Annotated in this window: 21 protein-coding genes and 1 pseudogene; 10 read left to right on the forward strand and 12 right to left on the reverse strand. The window is 52.2% G+C overall.

Annotated elements, in window-relative coordinates; genetic code table 11:
* Positions 1-70 precede the first annotated feature (70 nt).
* From rapA to HEN33_RS03795, 3 genes and pseudogenes are all read left to right on the forward strand, one after another.
* On the forward strand, positions 71-2977 hold the full coding sequence (gene rapA, locus HEN33_RS03785; RefSeq protein ID WP_001117011.1) for an RNA polymerase-associated protein RapA: 2907 nt from the start codon (positions 71-73) through the stop codon (positions 2975-2977).
* 11 nt (positions 2978-2988) lie between these two features.
* A complete protein-coding gene (rluA, locus tag HEN33_RS03790; RefSeq protein ID WP_000525176.1) occupies positions 2989-3648 on the forward strand; it encodes a bifunctional tRNA pseudouridine(32) synthase/23S rRNA pseudouridine(746) synthase RluA in 660 nt (219 codons plus the stop codon).
* Positions 3649-3858: 210 nt separating this feature from the next.
* Positions 3859-4037, forward strand: a pseudogene (locus HEN33_RS03795) (transposase DNA-binding-containing protein); the annotation flags it as partial.
* Positions 4038-4053: 16 nt separating this feature from the next.
* Here HEN33_RS03795 and espY1 read toward each other — a convergent pair.
* Together espY1 and djlA are read right to left on the reverse strand one after the other, a co-directional pair.
* Positions 4054-4815, reverse strand: coding sequence for a T3SS effector EspY1 (gene espY1, locus HEN33_RS03800; protein WP_088541454.1), 762 nt, complete (start codon positions 4813-4815; stop codon positions 4054-4056).
* Between the two features lie 294 nt (positions 4816-5109).
* Positions 5110-5925, reverse strand: coding sequence for a co-chaperone DjlA (gene djlA, locus HEN33_RS03805; protein WP_001200573.1), 816 nt, complete (start codon positions 5923-5925; stop codon positions 5110-5112).
* A 254-nt stretch (positions 5926-6179) separates the two neighbouring features.
* Here djlA and lptD point away from each other — a divergent pair, with 254 nt between their 5' ends.
* Genes lptD through apaH form a run of 6 tightly spaced genes read left to right on the forward strand, consistent with a single transcriptional unit; the run spans position 6180 to position 12915 of the window.
* Complete coding sequence (gene lptD, locus HEN33_RS03810; RefSeq protein WP_000746151.1) at positions 6180-8534, forward strand: LPS assembly protein LptD; 2355 nt, start codon at positions 6180-6182, stop codon at positions 8532-8534.
* A 52-nt stretch (positions 8535-8586) separates the two neighbouring features.
* The gene (surA, locus tag HEN33_RS03815) at positions 8587-9873 is read left to right on the forward strand and encodes a peptidylprolyl isomerase SurA (protein ID WP_000800457.1); all 1287 of its coding nucleotides are present in this window, start codon (positions 8587-8589) and stop codon (positions 9871-9873) included.
* The gene (gene pdxA, locus HEN33_RS03820) at positions 9873-10862 is read left to right on the forward strand and encodes a 4-hydroxythreonine-4-phosphate dehydrogenase PdxA (RefSeq protein ID WP_000241247.1); all 990 of its coding nucleotides are present in this window, start codon (positions 9873-9875) and stop codon (positions 10860-10862) included. The genes surA and pdxA overlap by 1 nt, the downstream gene beginning before the upstream one ends.
* Positions 10859-11680, forward strand: a complete 822-nt coding sequence (rsmA, locus tag HEN33_RS03825) for a 16S rRNA (adenine(1518)-N(6)/adenine(1519)-N(6))-dimethyltransferase RsmA (protein WP_001065381.1) — start codon at positions 10859-10861, stop codon at positions 11678-11680. Before pdxA ends, rsmA begins: the two co-directional genes overlap by 4 nt.
* Positions 11681-11682: 2 nt before the next feature.
* A complete protein-coding gene (gene apaG, locus HEN33_RS03830; protein ID WP_000610901.1) occupies positions 11683-12060 on the forward strand; it encodes a Co2+/Mg2+ efflux protein ApaG in 378 nt (125 codons plus the stop codon).
* Positions 12061-12066: 6 nt separating this feature from the next.
* Positions 12067-12915, forward strand: coding sequence for a bis(5'-nucleosyl)-tetraphosphatase (symmetrical) ApaH (gene apaH / locus HEN33_RS03835; protein WP_000257196.1), 849 nt, complete (start codon positions 12067-12069; stop codon positions 12913-12915).
* On the opposite strand, the gene HEN33_RS03840 is transcribed toward apaH, so the two are convergent.
* From HEN33_RS03840 to HEN33_RS03885, 10 genes are all read right to left on the reverse strand, one after another.
* A complete protein-coding gene (locus HEN33_RS03840; protein WP_032302363.1) occupies positions 12912-13226 on the reverse strand; it encodes a CcdB family protein in 315 nt (104 codons plus the stop codon). The genes apaH and HEN33_RS03840 overlap by 4 nt on opposite strands.
* A gap of 2 nt (positions 13227-13228) precedes the next feature.
* Positions 13229-13462 carry a type II toxin-antitoxin system CcdA family antitoxin gene (locus tag HEN33_RS03845; RefSeq protein ID WP_000125566.1) on the reverse strand — a complete coding sequence of 78 codons (234 nt, stop codon included), beginning with the start codon at positions 13460-13462 and terminating at the stop codon, positions 13229-13231.
* An 85-nt stretch (positions 13463-13547) separates the two neighbouring features.
* Complete coding sequence (gene folA, locus HEN33_RS03850) at positions 13548-14027, reverse strand: type 3 dihydrofolate reductase (RefSeq protein ID WP_000624375.1); 480 nt, start codon at positions 14025-14027, stop codon at positions 13548-13550.
* Between the two features lie 192 nt (positions 14028-14219).
* Positions 14220-16082 (reverse strand): glutathione-regulated potassium-efflux system protein KefC, encoded by a 1863-nt coding sequence (gene kefC / locus HEN33_RS03855; protein WP_176262756.1) that lies wholly within the window; start codon positions 16080-16082, stop codon positions 14220-14222.
* Positions 16075-16605, reverse strand: coding sequence for a glutathione-regulated potassium-efflux system oxidoreductase KefF (gene kefF, locus HEN33_RS03860; RefSeq protein WP_000600701.1), 531 nt, complete (start codon positions 16603-16605; stop codon positions 16075-16077). The genes kefC and kefF overlap by 8 nt, the downstream gene beginning before the upstream one ends.
* Before the next feature lie 107 nt (positions 16606-16712).
* Entirely contained in the window at positions 16713-18044 is a 1332-nt protein-coding gene (locus tag HEN33_RS03865) for an MFS transporter (protein ID WP_074500872.1), read from the reverse strand.
* Between the two features lie 58 nt (positions 18045-18102).
* Positions 18103-18390, reverse strand: coding sequence for a ferredoxin-like protein FixX (gene fixX, locus HEN33_RS03870; protein ID WP_000203741.1), 288 nt, complete (start codon positions 18388-18390; stop codon positions 18103-18105).
* The gene (locus HEN33_RS03875; RefSeq protein WP_176262755.1) at positions 18387-19673 is read right to left on the reverse strand and encodes an FAD-dependent oxidoreductase; all 1287 of its coding nucleotides are present in this window, start codon (positions 19671-19673) and stop codon (positions 18387-18389) included. Before HEN33_RS03875 ends, fixX begins: the two co-directional genes overlap by 4 nt.
* Positions 19674-19723: 50 nt before the next feature.
* A complete protein-coding gene (locus tag HEN33_RS03880; protein ID WP_176262754.1) occupies positions 19724-20665 on the reverse strand; it encodes an electron transfer flavoprotein subunit alpha/FixB family protein in 942 nt (313 codons plus the stop codon).
* 14 nt (positions 20666-20679) lie between these two features.
* On the reverse strand, positions 20680-21450 hold the full coding sequence (locus HEN33_RS03885; protein WP_115738977.1) for an electron transfer flavoprotein FixA: 771 nt from the start codon (positions 21448-21450) through the stop codon (positions 20680-20682).
* Between the two features lie 472 nt (positions 21451-21922).
* Here HEN33_RS03885 and caiT point away from each other — a divergent pair, with 472 nt between their 5' ends.
* Positions 21923-23437, forward strand: coding sequence for an L-carnitine/gamma-butyrobetaine antiporter (gene caiT, locus HEN33_RS03890; RefSeq protein WP_176262753.1), 1515 nt, complete (start codon positions 21923-21925; stop codon positions 23435-23437).
* Positions 23438-23440: the final 3 nt, after the last annotated feature.

The raw sequence follows: 23440 nt of genomic DNA on the forward strand, positions 1-23440 counted from the left end.
ACACCACTACCTCATAAGCACGGTAGCGGGTGGTTATTGCCTGCAATTAAAGATATAGAGCCGAACACATATGCCTTTTACACTTGGTCAACGCTGGATCAGCGATACAGAAAGCGAATTGGGACTTGGAACCGTTGTCGCGGTGGATGCGCGAACTGTCACTTTACTTTTCCCATCTACTGGTGAAAACCGTCTGTACGCACGCAGTGATTCCCCCGTGACCCGCGTGATGTTCAACCCTGGTGATACCATTACCAGCCATGACGGCTGGCAGATGCAAGTCGAAGAAGTAAAAGAAGAAAATGGCTTGCTGACCTATATCGGTACTCGCCTGGATACTGAAGAGTCCGGCGTAGCCCTGCGTGAAGTTTTCCTTGATAGCAAACTGGTGTTCAGCAAACCGCAGGACCGTCTGTTTGCCGGGCAGATTGACCGTATGGACCGCTTTGCGCTGCGTTATCGCGCACGTAAATATTCCAGCGAACAGTTCCGTATGCCGTACAGCGGCCTGCGCGGTCAGCGTACCAGTCTGATCCCGCATCAGCTCAACATCGCTCATGATGTTGGTCGCCGCCATGCGCCGCGCGTCCTGCTGGCTGACGAAGTGGGTTTAGGGAAAACCATTGAAGCCGGGATGATCCTGCATCAGCAGTTGCTCTCTGGCGCTGCTGAACGTGTACTGATTATCGTCCCGGAAACCTTACAGCATCAGTGGCTGGTAGAAATGCTGCGCCGTTTCAACCTGCGTTTTGCCCTGTTTGATGATGAGCGTTACGCCGAAGCCCAGCACGACGCTTACAACCCGTTCGACACCGAACAGCTGGTCATTTGCTCGCTGGATTTTGCCCGTCGTAGCAAACAGCGTCTGGAACATCTCTGTGAAGCCGAATGGGACCTGCTGGTGGTCGATGAAGCGCATCACCTGGTGTGGAGCGAAGATGCGCCGAGCCGCGAATATCAGGCCATTGAACAACTGGCTGAGCACGTGCCCGGCGTTCTGCTGCTGACCGCAACCCCGGAACAACTGGGGATGGAAAGCCACTTCGCCCGTCTGCGTCTGCTGGACCCGAACCGTTTCCACGATTTCGCGCAGTTCGTTGAAGAGCAGAAAAATTATCGTCCAGTAGCAGATGCCGTTGCCATGCTGCTGGCAGGTAACAAACTCAGCAATGACGAACTGAACATGCTCGGTGAGATGATCGGCGAGCAGGATATTGAGCCGTTACTGCAGGCGGCAAACAGCGACAGCGAAGATGCCCAGAGCGCCCGTCAGGAACTGGTTTCCATGCTGATGGATCGCCACGGCACCAGCCGCGTGCTGTTCCGTAACACCCGTAACGGCGTTAAAGGCTTCCCGAAACGCGAGCTACACACTATTAAACTGCCGCTGCCGACGCAGTATCAGACGGCGATTAAAGTGTCCGGCATTATGGGCGCACGTAAAAGTGCCGAAGACCGCGCTCGCGATATGCTCTACCCGGAGCGTATTTATCAAGAATTTGAAGGCGATAACGCCACCTGGTGGAACTTCGATCCGCGCGTTGAGTGGCTGATGGGTTACCTGACCAGCCATCGCTCACAGAAAGTGCTGGTGATCTGCGCTAAAGCCGCTACCGCGCTGCAACTGGAGCAGGTACTGCGTGAGCGTGAAGGTATCCGCGCCGCGGTGTTCCACGAAGGCATGTCGATTATTGAGCGTGACCGCGCTGCGGCATGGTTTGCCGAAGAAGACACCGGCGCGCAGGTGCTGCTGTGTTCGGAAATCGGTTCTGAAGGGCGTAACTTCCAGTTCGCCAGCCACATGGTAATGTTCGATCTGCCGTTCAACCCGGATCTGCTGGAGCAGCGTATTGGTCGTCTGGATCGTATCGGTCAGGCGCACGATATTCAGATCCATGTGCCTTATCTGGAAAAAACCGCTCAGTCGGTACTGGTACGCTGGTATCACGAAGGTCTGGATGCATTCGAGCACACCTGCCCGACCGGACGCACTATCTACGATAGCGTGTATAACGATCTGATTAACTACCTGGCCTCACCGGATCAAACCGAAGGCTTTGACGATCTGATCAAAAACTGCCGCGAGCAGCACGAGGCGTTGAAGGCACAGCTGGAACAGGGTCGTGACCGCCTGCTGGAGATCCATTCCAACGGTGGCGAAAAAGCGCAGGCATTAGCTGAAAGCATTGAAGAGCAGGATGACGATACCAACCTGATCGCCTTCGCCATGAACCTGTTCGATATTATCGGTATCAATCAGGACGATCGCGGCGACAACATGATCGTGCTGACGCCGTCCGATCATATGCTGGTGCCGGACTTCCCGGGCCTGTCGGAAGATGGCATCACCATCACCTTTGATCGTGAAGTGGCGCTGGCGCGTGAAGATGCGCAGTTTATTACCTGGGAGCATCCGCTGATCCGCAACGGTCTGGATCTGATCCTCTCTGGCGATACCGGTAGCAGCACGATTTCACTGTTGAAAAACAAAGCGTTGCCGGTAGGTACGCTGTTGGTGGAACTGATTTATGTCGTTGAAGCCCAGGCTCCGAAGCAGTTGCAGCTCAACCGCTTCCTGCCGCCGACGCCGGTACGTATGCTGCTGGATAAAAATGGCAACAACCTGGCGGCGCAGGTGGAGTTTGAAACCTTTAACCGTCAGCTTAACGCGGTTAACCGCCACACTGGCAGCAAGCTGGTTAATGCCGTGCAGCAAGATGTTCACGCTATCCTTCAGCTGGGTGAAGCGCAGATCGAGAAATCTGCCCGTGCATTGATTGATGCAGCGCGTAACGAAGCCGACGAAAAACTGTCTGCCGAGCTGTCTCGTCTGGAAGCGCTGCGCGCAGTGAACCCGAACATTCGTGACGACGAACTGACCGCTATTGAGAGCAACCGTCAGCAGGTAATGGAAAGTCTGGATCAGGCAGGCTGGCGTCTGGATGCCCTGCGTTTGATCGTTGTGACGCATCAGTAACGGAGCCGAAAATGGGGATGGAAAACTACAATCCACCGCAGGAACCCTGGTTGGTTATCCTGTATCAGGATGACCATATTATGGTGGTCAACAAGCCGAGCGGTTTGTTGTCTGTGCCGGGTCGTCTGGAAGAGCACAAAGACAGCGTGATGACGCGCATTCAGCGTGATTATCCGCAGGCGGAATCGGTGCATCGTCTGGATATGGCTACCAGTGGCGTGATTGTAGTGGCGCTGACCAAAGCCGCGGAGCGGGAGTTAAAACGCCAGTTCCGCGAGCGCGAGCCGAAAAAGCAGTATGTGGCCCGCGTCTGGGGGCATCCATCCCCTGCAGAAGGTCTGGTAGATCTGCCGCTGATTTGCGACTGGCCAAACCGCCCAAAACAGAAAGTCTGTTACGAAACGGGCAAGCCTGCGCAGACGGAATATGAAGTGGTGGAGTATGCAGCGGATAACACGGCAAGAGTGGTGTTAAAACCGATTACCGGGCGTTCGCATCAGCTGCGTGTGCATATGTTGGCGCTGGGTCATCCGATTCTCGGCGATCGTTTTTATGCATCACCAGAAGCGAGAGCTATGGCACCGCGTTTGTTACTACATGCAGAGATGCTGACGATTACCCATCCGGCGTATGGCAATAGTATGACGTTTAAAGCGCCAGCGGATTTTTAACCTTTCCTGTATGTTTATACCCTCATCCTAAGGGCTGCCTCTTGTACATAAATCCCCGAGTCCGGGGATTTTTTTTTCTGCCAAACTGCTTTCAGTTGTTGCGTGTGGCTACGCTTTCCATTCGGTAATTCCCTTCCTGCTCCACAGCGAATTTTTGAACTTTTTTTCACCCGTTGATCGTCTCTAATATTTCATTTTATCGGGTTTGTTATGGTCCTTTCTGATTGTTATTCATGGGCTAATTAGCCGTCTGGTTGGCGATGCCCATCTCGGTGATCCGCGTCGTGCACGACGCCTTGCATCACCAGCCTCTTCTCTAGCTCATCATGCAGGTCTTTCTAATTGTGAAATCATCCCACGCTACTGCTAAGGTTGAAGGGGCGTTCCAGCCCCTTCAACCTTAGCTTATTCTGGATCATTCAATAATTGCGTTGGCAATAATTTTTCAGCAGTACTTTGTTTAGTAGCAACTCCTTCAGTAACAATTTTTTTGGGGGTGATTTTATTAATAATAATTACCTCAGCATATAGGCGGGTAGCACCGTCCACGGTAGCACCGTCCAGGATAGCACCGTCCAGGGTAGCACCGTCCAGGTTAGCATTCCACCCAGGTTTCATGTAAAGGTTTTCATTGCTATATTTCATTATTTTTTTACCAAAGTAACAATCCCTCATGTCAACGCCGGGAAGGTAAGCCTCTCTAAGATCAACGCCCAAGTTACCTGGGCCTTTATGCAGCTGCAACGTCTGAGTACATATCTCCTTATTTTCAATAAAAAAAGTGACACTTAACTCGATATCACCGAAGGTCTCGGCGACCCAGCGCATATTGCCCTTTGCGACCATCTCATCCGGATTTTTTACGCATGTTTTGAGTTCATTGAATAATTCCAGACTATGGATAAACTTTTCTTTCTCATTCTCGTTGACAGCCCCAGTAAAGTATTTTGAGGCGTTGATGTTGCCAGCCTTTTTATTCACGAAATTGAACAGAAGTTTATAAGCCTCAGTCTGTTTATCTGACCAGAACAGATGACGTAACGTCTCCCACAAGCGTTGAAAGATATTCATCTTCACGTCCATCTTGTCCCCGCTCACCATCTTATAAATATCGTTATTGTTCATATTTAAAAGTGTTGCCGGCATGCCTGGAACTGATACTTTCATGGTAATAGCCTCGCATTGAGTTAAAAACTCATGATGCGCGCTCTGAATAAATATACTTTCAAAAATCGCTCATTCAGATATGTGTTTTTTATTTTTAAGACGTAAAAATATAATTCCGCTCGTCGTAAAGCTCTCAACCTTAAGCAGGGTCAACGCGATAAAACCAACAGACCCCCTCCCGTAAACCGTGCATTGAGCCTGTCCACCATTCTGAGTAAACGCCTTTTCTCAAAGAAGTGACCGCCAGGGCGGCCACCTTTAATCGTGGGCAGTTACTCAGCATCATTTACAGGGTTATTTAAACCCCTTCTGCTGCTTTATCAGCTCATAGGCCTGCTGAATTTCCTGCGCTTTTTGCTTCGCCATCTCCATCATCTCAGGCGGCAAACCTTTCGCCACCAACTTATCGGGATGGTGTTCACTCATCAGCTTACGGTAGGCACGTTTGATGGTGGTCGCATCATCCGTCGGCTTCACGCCCAGCACATTACAGGCATCTTCCAGCGTCGGGCCACGCTGCGCTTGCTGCCAGTTACCACCGCCAGATTGCTGCTGATAACCGCCGCCAAACTGTGCACCGCCCTGCATCATGCGCAAAAACTGGTCAAACTGGGCGCGGGAGATCCCTAATTCTTCAGCAATGACATACAGCACCGCCCGTTCATTCGGATGCAGCGAACCATCAGCAAACGCCGCCTGAATCTGGATCTCCAGAAACATACGAATTAAGTCAAAACGACCAAAGCAGACACTGCGAAACTGGCGCATCTTTTCGCGCAGTGGGTAATTGTCTGATTTTCCAACCCGGAATGCATTTTGCGCCGCAGTACGGGAAGCGCCATGCAGATTCATTCGGTCCATCAACTGGCTGGCGATATGAATATCAGCCTCCGTGACGCGACCTTTGGATTTGGTTAAATGGCCCATCACTTCAAAAGTGGTGGCAAAAAACAGCGCCTGACGCTCACGCTGGTTGGCGAACCACGCCATTTTACGGCTACGGGCTTTATCAAACATATGGCCAATTAACAGGCCTAACACTACGCCCCAAAAGCCGCCGCCCATCAGTAAGGCCACGGCCACGCCAATGATTTTTCCCCAATACTGCATATATTCCCCAAATCGACACACGGATATCAGGGCTATCTCCCACAATATAAAGGTGCTTTTACCGTTTTCCGGCTGCGGTCAATTGTGGGACATCGCCTATAATTTGCATTATCATACCTGTCATTCAATGCCGTGCCTAACACCACTGACGCTATTCGGACAGGATTAACACTAGCGTAGAGATGACGAGTACGTTAGTCTCTGACCGTTTGTCACGCGCAACGTTACCGATGATGGAACAATAAAATCAACGTATGAAAAAACGTATCCCCACTCTCCTGGCCACCATGATTGCCACCGCCCTTTATAGTCAACAGGGACTGGCAGCCGACCTCGCCTCACAGTGCATGTTGGGCGTGCCAAGCTATGACCGTCCTCTGGTACAGGGCGATACCAATGACTTACCCGTGACTATCAATGCTGACCACGCGAAAGGGGACTACCCGGATGACGCCGTGTTTACTGGCAGCGTGGATATCATGCAGGGTAACAGCCGTCTGCAGGCCGACGAAGTGCAGCTCCATCAAAAAGAGGCACCAGGACAACCGGAGCCGGTACGTACCGTTGATGCGCTCGGTAATGTCCATTACGACGATAACCAGGTGATCCTCAAAGGGCCGAAAGGCTGGGCGAATCTGAACACCAAAGATACCAACGTCTGGGAAGGTGATTACCAGATGGTGGGTCGTCAGGGCCGCGGTAAAGCGGACCTGATGAAACAACGTGGCGAAAACCGCTATACCATTCTGGATAACGGTAGCTTTACCTCCTGTCTGCCGGGTTCTGACACCTGGAGCGTGGTAGGTAGCGAAATTATTCATGACCGCGAAGAACAAGTTGCGGAGATCTGGAACGCCCGCTTTAAGGTGGGTCCGGTACCGATCTTTTATAGCCCATATTTGCAGTTGCCGGTGGGTGACAAACGTCGCTCTGGTTTCTTGATCCCGAACGCCAAGTACACCACCACCAACTACTTTGAGTTCTACCTTCCATATTACTGGAACATCGCGCCAAATATGGATGCCACCATCACGCCGCATTATATGCATCGTCGTGGCAACATCATGTGGGAGAACGAATTCCGCTACCTCTCCCAGGCGGGCGCAGGTTTGATGGAACTGGACTATCTGCCTTCCGATAAAGTCTATGAAGATGAACACCCGAACGATGACAGTTCACGTCGTTGGTTGTTCTACTGGAACCACTCCGGGGTCATGGATCAGGTGTGGCGTTTCAACGTCGACTACACCAAGGTCAGCGATCCTAGCTACTTCAATGATTTTGATAACAAGTACGGTTCCAGTACTGACGGCTACGCAACGCAAAAATTCAGCGTTGGCTATGCGGTGCAAAACTTCAATGCCACCGTTTCAACCAAGCAGTTCCAGGTCTTCAGCGAACAGAACACCAGTAGCTACTCGGCAGAACCGCAGTTAGACGTTAACTACTACCAGAATGATGTTGGTCCATTTGATACGCGCATTTACGGCCAGGCTGTGCACTTTGTTAACACCAGAGACGACATGCCTGAAGCAACCCGTGTTCACCTGGAACCGACCATCAATTTGCCGCTCTCTAATAACTGGGGCAGCATCAATACCGAAGCGAAGTTGCTGGCAACCCATTATCAGCAAACTAATCTTGACTGGTATAACTCCAGAAACACAACCAAACTGGACGAATCCGTTAACCGCGTAATGCCGCAATTCAAAGTTGACGGCAAAATGGTCTTTGAACGCGATATGGAAATGCTGGCACCGGGTTATACCCAAACGCTGGAACCGCGCGCGCAGTATTTGTACGTGCCGTATCGCGATCAGAGCGACATCTATAACTACGACTCGTCTCTGCTGCAATCTGACTACTCAGGCCTGTTCCGGGACCGGACTTATGGCGGTCTTGACCGTATTGCCTCCGCTAACCAGGTGACGACCGGTGTCACATCTCGCATATATGATGATGCTGCCGTTGAACGTTTTAATATTTCCGTTGGTCAAATCTACTATTTCACGGAGTCTCGCACTGGCGATGACAACATAACATGGGAGAATGACGACAAAACGGGCTCGCTGGTGTGGGCAGGCGATACTTACTGGCGTATCTCCGAGCGTTGGGGATTGCGTGGCGGGATTCAGTACGATACACGTCTGGATAACGTAGCAACCAGTAACTCCAGCATTGAATACCGTCGGGATGAAGACCGTCTGGTGCAGTTGAACTACCGTTACGCCAGCCCGGAATATATTCAGGCTACGCTGCCTAAGTACTATTCCACGGCAGAGCAGTATAAGAATGGTATTTCGCAGGTAGGTGCCGTCGCCAGCTGGCCAATTGCCGATCGTTGGTCAATTGTCGGGGCCTACTACTACGACACCAATGCGAACAAGCAAGCCGACTCTATGTTAGGTGTGCAATATAGCTCCTGCTGCTATGCGATTCGCGTCGGTTACGAGCGGAAGCTGAACGGTTGGGATAACGATAAACAACATGCGGTATATGACAACGCAATCGGCTTTAACATCGAACTTCGCGGCCTGAGCTCCAACTACGGTCTGGGTACGCAAGAGATGCTGCGTTCGAACATTCTGCCGTATCAAAACACTTTGTGATTTGTTGATTTACCACGTAATCCGCAGTGCGGTTAATTGAAATGGAAAAAGTATGAAGAACTGGAAAACGCTGCTTCTCGGTATCGCCATGATCGCGAATACCAGTTTCGCTGCCCCCCAGGTAGTCGATAAAGTCGCAGCCGTCGTCAATAACGGCGTCGTGCTGGAAAGCGACGTTGATGGATTAATGCAGTCGGTAAAACTGAACGCTGCTCAGGCAAGACAGCAACTTCCTGATGACGCGACGCTGCGCCACCAAATCATGGAACGTTTGATCATGGATCAAATCATCCTGCAGATGGGGCAGAAAATGGGAGTGAAAATCTCCGATGAGCAGCTCGATCAGGCGATTGCTAACATCGCTAAACAAAACAACATGACGCTGGATCAGATGCGCAGCCGTCTGGCTTACGATGGGCTGAACTACAACACCTATCGTAACCAGATCCGCAAAGAGATGATTATCTCTGAAGTGCGTAACAACGAAGTGCGTCGTCGCATCACTATCCTGCCGCAGGAAGTCGAATCTCTGGCGCAGCAGGTGGGTAACCAAAACGATGCCAGCACTGAGCTGAACCTGAGCCACATCCTGATCCCGCTGCCGGAAAACCCGACCTCTGATCAAGTGAACGAAGCGGAAAGCCAGGCGCGTGCCATTGTCGATCAGGCGCGTAATGGCGCTGATTTCGGTAAGCTGGCGATTGCTCATTCTGCCGACCAGCAGGCGCTGAACGGCGGTCAGATGGGCTGGGGTCGTATTCAGGAGTTGCCGGGGATCTTCGCCCAGGCATTAAGCACCGCGAAGAAAGGCGACATTGTTGGCCCGATTCGTTCCGGCGTTGGCTTCCATATTCTGAAAGTTAACGACCTGCGCGGCGAAAGCAAAAACATCTCGGTGACCGAAGTTCATGCTCGCCATATTCTGCTGAAACCGTCGCCGATCATGACCGACGAACAGGCCCGCGTGAAACTGGAGCAAATTGCTGCCGATATCAAGAGTGGTAAAACGACTTTTGCCGCTGCAGCGAAAGAGTTTTCTCAGGATCCAGGCTCTGCTAACCAGGGCGGCGATCTCGGCTGGGCTACACCAGATATTTTCGATCCGGCCTTCCGTGACGCCCTGACCCGCCTGAACAAAGGTCAAATGAGTGCACCGGTTCACTCTTCATTCGGCTGGCATTTAATCGAACTGCTGGATACCCGTAATGTCGATAAAACCGACGCGGCGCAGAAAGATCGTGCGTACCGCATGCTGATGAACCGTAAGTTCTCGGAAGAAGCAGCAAGCTGGATGCAAGAACAACGTGCCAGCGCCTACGTTAAAATCCTGAGCAACTAATGGTTAAAACCCAACGTGTTGTGATCACTCCCGGCGAGCCCGCCGGGATTGGCCCGGACTTAGTTGTCCAGCTTGCACAGCGTGAGTGGCCGGTCGAACTGGTTGTTTGTGCCGATGCCACTCTCCTTACCGACCGGGCAGCGATGCTCGGTTTACCGCTCACCCTCCGCCCTTATTCCCCCAACTCCCCTGCACAACCGCAAACTGCGGGCACATTAACGCTACTTCCTGTCGCGCTACGTGAATCTGTCACTGCGGGGCAGTTAGCGGTTGAAAATGGGCATTATGTGGTGGAGACGCTGGCGCGAGCGTGTGATGGCTGTCTGAACGGTGAATTTGCTGCGCTGATCACAGGCCCCGTGCATAAAGGCGTCATTAACGACGCAGGCATTCCCTTTACCGGTCATACCGAGTTTTTCGAAGAGCGTTCGCAGGCGAAAAAAGTGGTGATGATGCTGGCGACCGAAGAACTTCGCGTGGCGCTGGCAACGACGCATTTACCGCTGCGCGATATCGCAGATGCTATCACCCCTGCACTTTTGCACGAAGTGATTGCTATTTTGCATCACGATTTGCGGACCAAATTTGGTATTGCCGAACCGCGCATTCTGGTCTGCGGGCTGAATCCGCACGCGGGCGAAGGCGGTCATATGGGTACGGAAGAGATAGACACCATTATTCCGGTGCTCGACGAGCTGCGGGCGCAGGGGATGAAACTCAACGGGCCGCTGCCTGCCGATACCCTGTTTCAGCCGAAATATCTCGATAACGCCGACGCCGTGCTGGCGATGTACCACGATCAGGGTCTTCCCGTGCTAAAATACCAGGGCTTCGGGCGCGGTGTGAACATTACGCTGGGCCTGCCCTTTATTCGCACATCAGTGGACCACGGCACCGCGCTTGAACTAGCGGGACGTGGCAAAGCCGATGTCGGCAGTTTTATTACGGCGCTTAATCTCGCCATCAAAATGATTGTTAACACCCAATGAATAATCGAGTCCACCAGGGCCACTTAGCCCGTAAACGCTTCGGGCAAAACTTTCTCAACGATCAGTTCGTGATCGACAGCATTGTTTCTGCCATTAACCCGCAGAAGGGCCAGGCGATGGTCGAAATCGGCCCCGGTCTGGCGGCATTGACCGAACCGGTCGGCGAACGTCTGGACCAGCTGACGGTCATCGAACTTGACCGCGATCTGGCGGCACGTCTGCAAACGCATCCATTCTTAGGCCCGAAACTGACGATTTATCAGCAGGATGCGATGACCTTTAACTTTGGCGAACTGGCCGAGAAAATGGGCCAGCCGCTGCGTGTTTTCGGCAACCTGCCTTATAACATCTCCACGCCGTTGATGTTCCATCTGTTTAGCTATACTGATGCCATTGCCGACATGCACTTTATGTTGCAAAAAGAGGTGGTGAATCGTCTGGTTGCAGGACCGAACAGCAAGGCGTATGGTCGATTAAGCGTCATGGCGCAATACTATTGCAACGTGATCCCGGTGCTGGAAGTACCGCCGTCAGCCTTTACACCACCACCCAAAGTGGATTCCGCCGTCGTGCGCCTGGTTCCTCATGCAACGATGCCTCACCCGGTCAAAGATGTTCGCGTGTTGAGCCGCATCACCACCGAAGCCTTTAACCAGCGTCGTAAAACCATTCGTAACAGCCTCGGCAACCTGTTTAGCGTCGAGGTGTTAACGGGAATGGGGATCGACCCGGCGATGCGAGCGGAAAATATCTCTGTCGCGCAATATTGCCAGATGGCGAACTATCTGGCGGAGAACGCGCCTTTGCAGGAGAGTTAACGATGATCAATTCGCCCCGAGTGTGTATTCAGGTTCAAAGCGTCTACATTGAGGCACAATCTTCACCTGATAATGAACGTTACGTTTTTGCTTATACCGTAACCATACGCAATCTGGGGCGAGCGCCAGTGCAGTTGTTGGGGCGTTACTGGCTGATCACCAATGGCAATGGCCGTGAAACCGAAGTCCAGGGCGAAGGAGTGGTTGGCGTTCAGCCACTTATCGCGCCTGGCGAAGAGTACCAGTACACCAGCGGTGCAATCATTGAAACCCCGCTGGGCACCATGCAGGGTCACTACGAAATGATCGATGAAAATGGCGTCCCTTTCAGCATCGACATTCCCGTATTCCGACTCGCCGTTCCCACACTCATTCATTAAAAGAATATGGCGACATACCTTATTGGCGACGTTCATGGTTGTTACGATGAACTGATCGCATTGCTGCATAAAGTAGAATTTACCCCTGGGAAAGATACCCTCTGGCTAACAGGCGATCTGGTTGCGCGCGGCCCAGGTTCGCTGGATGTTCTGCGCTATGTGAAATCCTTAGGCGACAGCGTACGTCTGGTGCTGGGCAATCACGATCTGCATCTGTTGGCGGTATTCGCCGGGATCAGCCGCAATAAACCGAAAGATCGCCTGACACCGCTGCTGGAAGCGCCGGATGCCGACGAGCTGCTTAACTGGCTGCGTCGCCAGCCTCTGCTGCAAATCGACGAAGAGAAAAAGTTGGTGATGGCCCACGCCGGGATCACGCCGCAGTGGGATCTGCAGACTGCCAAAGAGTGCGCGCGCGATGTAGAAGCGGTGCTGTCGAGCGACTCCTACCCCTTCTTCCTTGATGCCATGTACGGCGATATGCCAAATAACTGGTCACCGGAATTGCGGGGGCTGGGAAGACTGCGGTTTATCACCAACGCCTTTACCCGTATGCGTTTTTGCTTCCCGAACGGTCAACTGGATATGTACAGCAAAGAATCGCCGGAAGAAGCCCCTGCCCCACTGAAACCGTGGTTTGCGATTCCTGGCCCCGTCGCTGAAGAGTACAGCATCGCCTTTGGTCACTGGGCATCGCTGGAGGGCAAAGGTACGCCGGAAGGTATTTACGCGCTGGATACCGGCTGCTGCTGGGGGGGTACATTAACCTGCCTGCGCTGGGAAGATAAACAGTATTTTGTCCAGCCGTCGAACCGGCATAAAGATATGGGTGAGGGAGAGGCGGTCGCGTCTTAAATCCCGTCGAGCATAAAATCTAATGCTCCTTTAATCAAAGTTCGGTGCGCGCTGGCATCGCAAAATTTCGTTCCCAGCGTGTTAACTGGAACAGTTGCAGTCTCATGCGTCATGAGCACATATTCTTTGCCGTCTACCAGTAAAAGGATTGGGTTAAGCCGTTCTGGTGGGCGAATATGGCTAAATCGTTCAATAGGTGTTAATGGATTAACGATACGGCGATTAATCTCACCAATAATGTCGCTGGTAACATCGATAACAAAGGGCAACGCGGCGTTCCTGCCGCGACTGCGGTATACCGTAAATTGCATCGCTAGAAGCTCCGGTACTCATCAGAGAAACATCCGGTTTCATCAGCCAATTGATTTAACGCAGCGATAGCTTCTGCGTTCTCTTCACGCCAACGTGTTGCTGCATGTTTTTTAAGTTCAGCATTGAGCGCAACCGTAAGGGTGGCGCTCATATTTAAGCCTGCATCACGAGCGCGATTGACTAACTCACGGTCGACGGTGACGGTCACACTTTGTGTGGTACGTTTTGCAGTCATGATATCGTGCTCCTGTACAATTTATACGTCTAGTATGCACGGATATCTGCACGTATCAGTGATGCCGGAATTCTAATATACAAACTTACCGCCGTTCCAGAATCTCAAAGCAATAGCTATGAGAGTTCTGCGCATCAGCGTCGTGGAATTCGCTGAATACCGATTCCCAGTCATCCGGCTCGTAATCCGGGAAATGGGTGTCGCCTTCCACTTCTGCGTCGATATGCGTCAGATACAGTTTTTGCGCTTTCGGCAGGAACTGCTCATAAACGCGACCACCGCCAATCACCATGATTTCTGGTACGTCACCACACGCCGCGATGGCTTCATCCACCGACTTCACCCACGTTACGCGATCATCCGTACCCGGTTGACTGCTGAGGATAATATTTTTGCGTCCTGGCAGCGGACGACCGATGGATTCCCAGGTATGGCGGCCCATAATCACGGGTTTATTTAAGGTGTTGCGTTTAAACCAGGCGAGATCGGCAGGCAGGTTCCACGGCATGGCGTTTTCCATGCCGATAACGCGATCTACCGCTAACGCCGCAATCAGACTAATCATTGATTTACCCTGGATATAAAAAATTGTCGCCACTATACGTAAAGCGTAAACCGTCGTCGACTGGTGCGAGGATGATGTTGAGGAAAATTTTATATTCTGCTGGCGAGTCCACGCTCTCCCCCTGGACTCGCCGCATTACAATGAAACAAAAACAATCAGTTAGCTGTAAAGTGTGATTTACGTCACTCTTTATTAGGATGAGGGTTTCGTTTCCGGTTCATCCGCCATGCTGCCGGTATGTTTACCTTCTTCGGTGCCCTGCCAGCCATGTCGTTGAATTAATGACAGATGTTCACGGTCCTCAGTAATGATCTCACTTAACATCGCGCTGGTACGTTTATAGACCGCCGCACGGGCTTTGGTGTCGTTCTCAACCATTGCCATCTCTTCCACCATCTGAATATTAAAACGGCGAAAAACATCGGCGCGCTCCCGTGCTTCATACGGTCCCAGACCTAAACTTTCCAGCGCCAGACGCCCGGTTTTCAGCGCACCTTCAAAGGTTTCACGCTCTGGCTTTTCAACGCCTGCCTGACGCAAACGAATGTAGTGATCGACATCGCGGGCGCGGGCAATAATCTGCAGATGCGGGAAATGTTCTTTCACCATCTCCGTCAGTTGCAGGTTGGTTTGTGGATCGTCAATGGCGTTAATCAGCACTTCTGCTTTCGCCGCTCCGGCAGACTCCAGTAAATCCATCCGCGTGGCATCGCCGTAAAACACTTTCATGCCAAATTTGCGCAAGGTTTCGATATGGTCAGGATCATGATCGAGCACCACCATTTTCACCCCGCTGGAGAGCAGTAAACGTCCGGTAATCTGTCCATAACGACCGAATCCGGCAATGATTACCCGCGGCTGTTCTTCGTCGATCTCATCGGCTTCACGCGCCTCTTCAGTAGAAGATTGCTCAAGGCGATTGAGGATCACCAGCAGAATCGGCGTTGCTGCCATCGACAGCGCCACCGCCAGGGTCAGCGATTTCGCCCACTCCGGCTCCAGCACATTCGCCATCTGCGCCGCACCAAATACTACAAAGGCAAACTCACTGCCCTGTCCTAATAACACCGCAAACCAGCGACGCTGTTTATTTGGCACCTGCAACGGTCGGGCAATCAGCCACAGCATGGCGATTTTGATGATGAGGAAACCGAGCAGCAAAATGACAATGCGCAATGGGTTTTCAATCAGCGTGCCAAAGTCTATCGACATGCCAACACCGATGAAAAACAGCCCCAACAGCAAACCTTTAAATGGCTCGATATCGCTTTCCAACGCATGGCGGTATTCCGAGCTTGCCAGCAGTACGCCCGCCAGAAACGCCCCCATCGCCATCGACAAGCCGACCTCTTCCAGCAGCAAACCAAAGCCAAACACGAGGAATAACGCCACGGCACTAAACACTTCCCGCAAGCCAGAGCGGGCAACAAAACGCAGCGCCGGACGCGTGACATAGCGCCCCAGCAGTACCACCAGCACCAGTGCACCCGCCACTTTTAACGCCGAGAGAGCAAATGCGCCCATCGTCGTCGAGGCACTGCTCGCCGCCAGTAGCGGGATCATCGCTACCAGCGGGATCGCGGCGATATCCTGGAACAGCAGCACCGCAAAGGCGCTACGGCCCATTTGTGTCACCATCAGGTTGCGTTCATTCATCGCCTGCATGGCAATTGCCGTTGATGAGAGCGCCAGTGTCATGCCGATCAGTTCCGCTACCTGCCAGCGCAGACCAAGGAACATGCAGAACAGCCCCAGCAGGCCGCCGCAAACCACCATCTGTAATGCACCACCACCAAACACTGCCGCACGCAACTTCCACAGCCTTTGTGGATCAAGTTCGAGGCCGATAATAAACAGCATCAGCACCACGCCGATCTCGGCAAAGTGCAGAATAGATTCGGCATCGGTCACCAGTCGCAGCCCCCACGGGCCAATAATGCAGCCCGCGATCAGGTAGCCAAGAACCGAGCCAAGCCCAAGGCGCACCGCAATAGGTACAATCAGCGCCGCCGAACCGAGATAAATCAGCGCCTGAATCAGCGTATGGCTATCCATGATATGCCTCCTGCCATTCCAGCAGACGTTGCTTATAATGACGCGCCTGCCCTTCGAGGGTTTCGTCGTCACAAATAAAGGTGCAGTGCATAGCAAACGGTGGCAGCCAGTTCAGCCCGCAGTAGATTGCCGTCGCCTGTAGCGGCTGCGACAGCACATCAAAGCCCGGATGCGCGCCAATCTCAAAATGACTTTCCCCGCCGCCGGTCGTCACCGCCCACAGTAAATGTTTACCATGCAGTGCCGTGCCGCCGTGACCGTAAGCCCAGCCGTGCGAGAAGACTTTATCGATCCAAAGTTTAAGGAGCGGAGGAATGCTGTACCACTGCATCGGGTGCTGCCAGACGATCAGGTCGGCGCGAGACAACGCCTCCTGCTCGGCAGCAATATCGATATTGAAGTCAGGATAGAGTTGATAAAGAGAGCGAACTTCGACGCCTTCCAGCGTCCTTGCGTGTTCAAGCATCCGTTTATTCGCATGAGAATGATGCGGATACGGATGCGCATAAATTATGAGGATCATAGTTAACTCGCGTGTTTACGCCTTTGTTTTCCCACAAAGTGTAGTCACATATTCACGCAGCTAATAGTCAATAATATTGATTCAAAAAAGGCAGAAATCTGAATAAATTACCCCATTCGTTGCCTGCGAATCGTCATATTGCTGGTCTGGGCCAGCGACATCCCCCGTGTCTCTGGCGCAAACGCAATGGAAATCAACAAACCAAACAGCGAGATACCTGCTCCCATCAGCATCGTGTTACTGATGCCGTAATTATTGATAAAGATCGGCAGCGCCCAGGTTGAAACAATGGTGCCAATACGGCTTAAGGACATAATCACGCCCACAGCAGAGGCGCGGATATCCGTCGGGAAGAGTTCATTAGGATAGAGCCACTGCAAATTACCTGGCCCGCCAGAGAAAAAGGCATACACCGCAAATGCCATCACTACCAGCCAGATCCCCATATCCGGGATCAGCCCCAAAACCGCCAACGCCAGCGTCATCATGGCAAAGCTGCCAATCAACAACGGACGCCGTCCGGCAGTGTTTAGCCACAGCATCGGCGGAATACAGCCGAGCATAAAGAACAGGCTAATCACCACGTTCCCCAGCGCCGCGTTTTTGCCAACCCCCAATCCCAACAAACCAACAATTTGCGGGCCAAAGGTGTAAATGGCGAACATCGGGATCACCTGGCAGGTCCAGATGGCGGCAACAAACAGAACAAAAGGAAAATGGCGGCGATTAAACAGATCGCGAAAACGGGTTTGCTGCGGCTGCTCTTCATCGAAAGCCACCGGTTCGCCAAACAGTTTGATCATCATCTCTTCGCACTCTTTTACTCGCCCTTTGCGTAACAACCAGCGGGGAGATTCAGGCAGTTCGAATCGACCAATCAAAATCAACAAACAGGGAATCGCTGCGCTACCCAGCATCCAGCGCCAGCCGCCTTCCACATCATAAAGCCAGTAGCCGACCAGATCGGCACAGGTCGCGCCGACATACCACATAGCGGCGATAAAGCTGATTGAAAACGCCCGCTGACGGGTGCTGGAGAACTCGGTGATCATGGAAGTCGCGATGGGATAATCTGCACCGATGACAATGCCGATGAGTACCCGCATCACCAGTAGTTCGATGGGGGATGAGACAAACATCGTTGCTACCGATATCACACCAATGGCGATGATATCAATGAGGAACATTTTGCGCCGTCCGACCTTATCGGAGATATAGCCAAACAGCGATGTACCGACAAACAGCCCGGCGAGCGTTCCCGCCCCCAGCAAGCCAATCCAGTCTGCGTCCAGCTTCAGCGCAGGTGTCAGTTGCTCCAGCGCCACGCCAATCATTACCAGTACATAACCATCCAGAAACGGGCCACCGCTTCCCCACAGCAAAATGCGGCGGTGAATTGAGGAGAATTTGAGATCGTCAAAGTTTCTGGACGGTTGCATGGGTTATTCCTGTTTTTTTACAATGAGAGTCAGTACGGCGTTACGTATCAAACCAACATCAACCGTAACGAAACTCCACACCAAAGGTGCCGCGCGGGTATTCCCACTGTTCCAACGCCGACCCCAGCCCCAGAATGCGACAGGTACCGCACTCCAGACATCCGGCGTAATCGAAGCGCACACTGCCATCATCCTGCTTCTTATACAGACCTGCGGGGCACGCTTTTACCAGCAGCTCCAGCGCCTGTTTATCCGCATCGGCCTTTACAACAATGTGCGGATGCTCTTCATCGACATTGAATTTATTGACGCCCAGTTTGACGTCCACATTGACGGGAGAAGTCATAAAACGGTCACTCCTTTCATGCCATCCTTGATCAGATTGATGAAGCCCACTTTCTTGCCGTGGCGGAGTATTTTCTTGCGCATCAGTTCCGGCGCGCTGCCGTCAATGGTGAACAGGTCACGCGCCACGCCCACCGCCAGTTCCGGGTAACCGCTAAACATGCGTGGGTTATCAAGGAACGCCGGTAGTTTCTGGTACATGCGCATATCGCGCAGTGGGCCACTCTCCAGATGCTGACGATATTCCGTCAGTTTTTGCTTACTGAAATCGTCGCTTTTCATCGCTGAAAGCACGGTTTTTGCAGCAGCTTCCCCGGCGGCAATCGCCAGATCCATACCGCGAATAGTAAAACCGAGGTTCATACACATTCCGGCGGCATCACCGGCAATCAGTACGCCGTCACCGACCAGCTCCGGCAGCATGTTGATGCCTGCTTCCGGCACTACGTGAGCGGAATATTCCACCAGCTTGCCGCCTGCGATCAGCGGTGCAACGGCCGGATGTTGTTTGAAATCTTCCAGCATTTGCGGCACCGATTTTTTCGCGTCATGCAGATGATGCAGACCACAAACCAACCCCAGCGATAGAGTGTTTTCATTGGTATAAAGAAAGCCGCCGCCCATCAGGCCATCGGTGGGTGATCCCGCAAACAGGCAAGCCGCGCCCTGATTACCCTTCAACTGAAAGCGGTCTTCGATTACCGACTTCGGTAACTCGATCAGTTCCTTCACGCCAACCGCCACATCCGTCGGTTTAACACGTTTAGCCATCCCCAGCTTTTCGGCAAGGATGGAGTTCACCCCGTCAGCAAGGATCACCGTTTTCGCTTCAATCACATCGCCATCGGCTTCTACGCCGACAACTTTGCCATCGCGCTGTACGAGGTTATCGACACGAATCCCGGTAATTAACTGCGCGCCCGCCTCTTCGGCCTGCTCCATCAACCAGGCATCAAATTTACTGCGCAAAACGGAGTAAGAACGCTGGGATGGCGAGGTTCCGTCGCCATTGCAGTAGTCCATAGTCATCGCTGACTTTTCCGTCATAAACGCGAGTTTTTCATGGGTGATCAGGCGTTCTACGGGGGCGGATTCGGCGAAACCTGGAATAATGTGTTCCAGACTGTGGGCATAGAGACGCCCGCCGGTGACGTTCTTGGCACCTGCGGAATTGCCACGCTCGATAACTAACACTTGCGCACCTTCGCGGGAGAGCACCAGTGCGGCAACCGAACCGGCAAGCCCTGCACCGACGATGATGGCGTCAAAGATATCTTCGGACATAAGAGCTCCCTGTCAGCGGCAGGGCCAAAATGCAGCCCTGCCAGAGTGGATCAACGTGCTAAAGCTGCGGTCAGCGCCGGAAGGATCTTCACGGCGTCGCCAACAATGCCGTAATCCGCGTACTGGAAGATCGGCGCATTTTTATCTTTGTTGATGGCGAAAATGGTTTGCGACGCGTTAGCGCCAACCATGTGCTGGATCTGCCCGGAGATCCCCACCGCCAGGTACAGTTCAGGTTTCAGCATCAGGTTGGAGATACCGACATAGCGTTCGTGCTCCATCCATTTTTCGTTTTCCGCCACCGGACGAGAACAGGCCAACTCCGCACCTATCGCCTTGCAAAGCTGTTCTGCCAGCGCAATGTTTTCTTTGCTGCCAATGCCGCGACCGACGCTGACCACCAGACGGGCTTTGTCGAGATCGACGCTGTTGCTCTGGCGCGCCTGGGTTGCCGTGCGGGTAATCGCCACCGCCGGAGCCTGCCACGCCACGGTGTGCGTTTCGCCAGTGCGTGACGCGTCTGGCTGAGCCGCATCGAACGTGCCGCTGCTGATGGTCAGTACCGCATACGGCGTGGCAATGCGTTCTTCGCCAATTGCCAGACCGCCGTAAACCATGTGTTTCACTGTTGCTTTACTGTCCTGTACGCTGACGGTGCTGGCATCGTTAGACACCGCCGCTTTAAGGCGATAACCCAGTTTTGCCGCCAGTAATTTGCCGCGACGGGTATTCGGCAGCAGCACCAGGCCGTCTGCGCCGTGCTGGCGAATAGTGTCAGCCATGACACCGGCGTAATCTTCGATCATTCGATCGTCCGGTTTGCCGCTTAATGTCCAGACATGATTAGCGCCGAGCTGGATTGCCAGTGCGCCATCGGCATCATTGAGGACAAATGTGTTGATTTGATTAGCTAAAGCCTGCGCACCGTTCATCAGTTCCGGCAGACGAGAAGGGGTATCGCTGAATACCCAGACTTGAGAAAACGTGTTCATAGCATCCCCTGTAATTAAATGACTTTGCGAAGATTTTCAGCAAATGCGGCGATCTGTTCTTCGCCGTCGCCTTCAATCACGATGCGCTGACGCTCGCGCTGTTTCGGTGCGGCAACCCGTTGTTCAGACCAGGCTTCCACGGCGTTAAAGCCAATATCCGCCGCCGACCATACCTGGACTGGCTTTTTCGCCGCGCCGAGAATGGCTTTCATCGAAGGAATTTGTGGGGAATTGATATCAGTGGAAACAGCAACAACCGCAGGCAGCGGAATGCTTAAGGTTTCTGTTTCATCTTCCAGTTCGCGCTCAACGGTGAGGGTATCTGCCGTCAGGGAGATAATTTTGCTGACGCCGTTAACTGCCGGAATATTGAGGATTTCGCCCACCAGCAGACCAACCTGCTGGGCATAAAGGTCGGAAGAACCATCGCCACAGAGGATCAAATCAAAGCCTGCTTTCTGGGCGGCAGCAGCCAATGCGGTCGCCGTTTGTTGCGGCAGTGCCTGCTCGAACTGGTCATCAATCACCACAATCAGTTCATCCGGGCCGCGCGATAGCACATCTTTACGCCCTTTGGCGTTGGTCAGGGCTTTACCGCCCACACTTAAGGCCGTCACCTGCGCTTCTGCTGCCTGTTGCTTTAGCTGGCAAGCCGCTTCAATAGCGTTGAGATCGTATTGGCTTATTTTGGCATCGGCTTTACTGAAGTCTAACGAACCATCAGTATTATTGACCGCAATATCCTGTTCATCAGGCACGCACTTATAGCAAGTAATAATCTTCATTGCATCTCCAGAAATCATGAAGGAAACGTCGTTCATATCGGTGGTGTTAATTACAGATATCACGCCCTTTAATTTGGAAATAAAACTTTAATCACCAATATTGAAAATGTCACACGCAGATAAATCCAACTTTCAATATTGTTAAGTTCCTCACCAATATTGAAAACACGGCGTAACAAAAAGAAATTTTCAATATTGTTTTATGGATCACCAATATTGAAAGTCAGATGCTATTTTTTTACTCACATCAGAACATAACACTCTGATTAATAATCAAAATTAACACAAAAATGCCCTCTATTCACCCGAAACAAAAATGTGACAATAATCACAGAATGCAGCCTATTGAATACCCATTATGAGTTAGCCATTAACGCGTCCACGAGGTTAATAATAATTATATTAAATGTTAACAAAAATAAAACAAACGGGAACGCAAAATAAATATTCGTTTTCACAGTGGAATTAACTCATGAAAAATGAAAAGAGAAAAACGGGAATAGAACCGAAGGTTTTCTTTCCGCCTTTAATAATCGTTGGCATACTTTGTTGGCTTACAGTCAGAGACCTGGATGCAGCGAATGTCGTTATTAATGCTGTATTCAGTTACGTCACCAATGTCTGGGGATGGGCATTTGAATGGTATATGGTGGTAATGCTCTTCGGCTGGTTCTGGTTGGTATTCGGCCCGTATGCCAAAAAGCGTTTAGGTAACGAACCACCCGAGTTCAGTACCGCCAGTTGGATCTTTATGATGTTCGCCTCCTGTACGTCTGCTGCCGTACTGTTCTGGGGATCGATTGAGATCTACTACTACATCTCTACCCCACCGTTTGGCTTAGAACCGAACTCGACGAGTGCGAAAGAGCTGGGGCTGGCTTACAGCTTGTTCCACTGGGGACCGTTGCCGTGGGCCACTTACAGCTTCCTCTCCGTCGCCTTCGCTTACTTCTTCTTTGTCCGCAAAATGGAAGTGATTCGCCCCAGCTCCACCCTGGTGCCGCTGGTAGGTGAAAAACACGCCAAAGGGCTGTTTGGCACTATCGTCGACAACTTCTATCTCGTCGCCTTGATCTTCGCCATGGGCACCAGCCTGGGCCTTGCTACGCCGCTGGTGACCGAGTGTATGCAGTGGTTGTTTGGTATTCCGCATACCCTGCAACTGGACGCTATCATCATTACCTGCTGGATTATCCTCAACGCCATTTGCGTCGCCTGTGGTCTGCAAAAAGGGATACGTATCGCCAGTGACGTGCGTAGTTACCTGAGCTTCCTGATGCTGGGTTGGGTGTTCATCGTCAGCGGTGCCAGCTTCATCATGAACTACTTCACCGATTCGGTGGGAATGTTGCTGATGTATCTGCCGCGTATGTTGTTCTATACCGATCCCATCGCCAAAGGCGGCTTCCCGCAGGGTTGGACCGTATTCTACTGGGCATGGTGGGTAATTTACGCTATCCAGATGAGTATCTTCCTTGCCCGCATCTCCCGTGGTCGTACGGTGCGTGAACTGTGCTTCGGCATGGTACTGGGTCTGACCGCATCCACCTGGATCCTGTGGACTGTACTCGGTAGTAACACTCTGCTGTTGATGGATAAAAACATCATCAACATTCCGCATCTGATCGAACAGTACGGTGTCGCGCGCGCCATCATCGAAACCTGGGCTGCTCTACCGTTCAGCACCGCCACCATGTGGGGCTTCTTCATCCTCTGCTTTATCGCCACCGTTACGCTGGTTAACGCCTGCTCTTATACCCTGGCGATGTCCACTTGCCGCGAAGTACGCGATGGTGAAGAACCACCGCTGCTGGTGCGTATCGGCTGGTCAATTCTGGTTGGCATTATCGGTATTGTTCTGCTGGCGCTCGGCGGCCTGAAACCGATTCAAACCGCCATTATTGCCGGAGGATGCCCGCTGTTCTTCGTCAACATTATGGTGACGCTCTCCTTTATTAAAGACGCGAAACAGAACTGGAAAGATTAATTA

It is taken from the genome of Escherichia sp. 94.0001, assembly GCF_013369155.2.
Lineage (GTDB): Bacteria > Pseudomonadota > Gammaproteobacteria > Enterobacterales > Enterobacteriaceae > Escherichia > Escherichia coli_F.